This window comes from Candidatus Symbiopectobacterium sp. NZEC135, from assembly GCF_025962695.1.
Map to the genome: position 1 here is coordinate 1 of NZ_JAGFPF010000173.1, position 3003 is coordinate 3003.

3 protein-coding genes are annotated in these 3003 nt (G+C 34.7%); 2 read left to right on the forward strand and 1 reads right to left on the reverse strand.

All coding sequences use genetic code 11. The annotated features are described in order from the left end of the window. Window positions 1-459: DNA cytosine methyltransferase (locus J5224_RS24430; RefSeq protein WP_264627817.1), on the forward strand; the 459-nt coding region annotated here is incomplete at its 5' end. Window positions 460-463: 4 nt separating this feature from the next. Continuing rightward, window positions 464-2311: an ATP-binding protein gene (locus J5224_RS24435; protein WP_264627818.1), complete on the forward strand. Its 1848-nt coding sequence runs from the start codon at window positions 464-466 to the stop codon at window positions 2309-2311. Window positions 2312-2772: 461 nt separating this feature from the next. On the opposite strand, the gene J5224_RS24440 is transcribed toward J5224_RS24435, so the two are convergent. Further along, a partial coding sequence (locus J5224_RS24440; protein ID WP_264627819.1) for a type 4 pilus major pilin occupies window positions 2773-3003 on the reverse strand: 231 nt, incomplete at its 5' end.

Below are 3003 nucleotides of genomic sequence, written 5' to 3' on the forward strand. Positions count from 1 at the left end.
ATAATGAGAAAATTCCCTCCCAAAGGAATGGGATATAAAGAATCTATAGAGTATTTACGTGCGGGCAAGGTGAGTGGTTTTTTCAACACTCTTCACTCACCAACAGTAAAAGCAAGATACACTTCTATATCACCGGGGTCAGTAGATCCAGTAAGTAAATCGAAATGTCTTGATTGGAATGGGTTATGTCCAACATTGAGAGCAGGCACTGGAAGTGATAAAGGAAGCCATCAAGCTGTGCGACCTCTTCATCCTGAAGAGGGACGAGTAATCACTGTTCGAGAAGCCGCTCGACTACAAGGATTTCCTGATTGGTTCGTATTCCATCACACAAAATGGCACAGTTTTAGGATGATTGGAAATAGTGTTTCTCCAGTGTTGGCTAAAGAACTTTTATCTGTGATAAAACAAAATTTAATATTAAATTTCACTCCACTTAAAAAGGTAGAGGGAGAATAGATAAATGAATCCGACCTTATATGAAAACGTGAAGCTGAGAACTGGCATTGACCCTTCATTTCTAGCAGACACTCTCACGACTGACATTGAATTGACAGATGCTTTATTTGATCTTATTGACAACTCAATCGATTCTGCTCGTAATAACATAATTAAATCCACATATATAAAGGATGAATACGGATTGCCTGATAGTTATGAAGGATATAGGATAAGAGTAAGATTTGGAAGTAAGTGTATTATTGTTGAAGATAATTGTATAGGCATCACGTCTAACGTTCTAGAAAATAGTGCATTTTATACCGGGAAAAGGTCAAATCACGAATATGGGATAGGTCATTACGGACTCGGGTTGAAAAGAGCACTATTAAAAGCAGGGCGCTCCTACGCAATGATAACCAATAACGGCGAGTCTCTTTATAAATCAAACTTTGACATTAATAGCTTCTCATCTGAACATGATAATCAGTTAACAGCTCGTAAATATACTTCTTCAGGAAAAAAACGGACCTTATTTATTGTTTCAGATTTATACCCTAATGTAATCGCACAGATTGGTGATTCAGATTGGATGGCCAATACAATAAATGAACTATCGACACGATACTCTATATTTATCAGAAAAGGTCTGAAGTTGACCTTAACAAATAGTCAAAAAAAATCATCTGATACATTTATTATTCGCCCATCCGTTCCTAACATTAGAACAGATGGGCTGATTAAAGTTATAAAAGATGGCCTCCATTCTCATAATACAATGTGCGATTTTCGTGTTGGCATCCATGACAATTACAAATTTCCCGGTGAGTTAAATCATGAAGCAAAAAGTAATAAAAAGTTAACAAAAAGCTACGGTATATATTATATATTCAATGATCGAGTAATCATTTCGGCTAGTAAAGAGGACAAACATGGTTTTATAACACACTGGCATTCTGAATATGGGGGTTTCATTTGTTTGGTTCATGTCGTAGGGAAAGACCCAAAGAATCTTCCATGGAATACTGCAAAAACAGAAGTTAAAATAAACAGCCCTCTGTTTTTGCAAATGAGAAAAATGGTAGAACCTCTCGCTCAAGAATATCGCAGACAAGCAAAGATACTCATAAATATCTGGATGGAAACAAAGGATCTTCCAGATGATGAGAGAAAAAGGATTTTTTTAAATAAAACCATAGGAAAAAAATTAAGCGATGCTGATATTGCAGCCATTAGTACAAAGAAAGGTAATACCCCTCTCTCACTTCCATTGCCAGTAAAACTGGAAAATTTAACAAAGCAAAAAGAAACTGGCAAATTAATTATAACGGCAAAAGATAGCAAATTATCAGCAAAAAACAATAAAAACGCTCACAGCAAAGACTGGAATACATTGATTCCAGATGTATTTCCAGTCACGGAAAATGATCACGTTTTGAACAATCTTATTATAGAAGCAACGAGTTTGAATATAAACAATGCGCCTCATGCAAGTTGCATGTTATATCGGTCAATGTTCGAAGCTGCTTTTAAACACTTTGTGAAATCCAATAATTTATTTATATCTGTAAAAGAACATTACTACTCAAAAGGTGAGGGTTTAAGAAAAAACCATAGTGATGATTATAAAAAGCAACAAGGAATTGATCTCTCAATGTGCGTGGCTTGGTTAACAGATAATAATAATGTTTTCCCTATAGAAAGTAAAAAAAAGCTAGCTCTTTGCTCCAAAAAACTTAAAAGTCATATATCTACTTTAAACGGTGTTGTTCACGGAAATCAATTTATAGGAAGTGATGGTAGTATGCAAAAAATAAGAAATGAGACTATAAGTTTGTTAGAGTTTCTGACATTAGCTAAAATTGACAGTTGATGCCAACGTTTTATGGATGCAAAAGGTTATCATTAACCTTTTGCCTTCTAATTAGAAATTCTTATTTTTAATAAAAAATCATGCAATTTATTTACATAATAAAATAGATTCATAACAACCTACACTTTGCAAGTATTGACTACACACTACCGGCAAATAGACTTTTTTGATCATATACAAGATACCTTTCATATTTACTGATAGCTCCACTATCTACCAAATAATGAAATATATAGCCCAACGATACTACATGGGCCATTACTATATTTATGATACCAATTTGTCCAACGTTAGCCAACATGCTACAAATAAAAAAAGTTAATTGACCTTACTCGACGATGAGTGGAAAATAGACATATCAATAAAAAACCTATCGTAAAAAAATGTATCTCATCGATCTTCACATCTGAAAAATCGCTATGTATATATTCTATTAAAGCACTTTGCTGCTTAATGGATATTTATAATGATGTCAAAACAAGCGTATTGCTGTTTCCACCGATGCTACAAGCTTCAGTAGTGGCCTCAATATCAAGATAACTTTCCACATCCTTAACTATTATTGTCCCAACTTGTGCAAGATAGAAATTATCCGCTATCGCTGAGATAATTTTTGTGCACTCTGCCGCAGGAACACCCGTATAAGTGATAGTAAATGCACTTCCCGAAATTCCCGATGGGCCAGAGGCAGC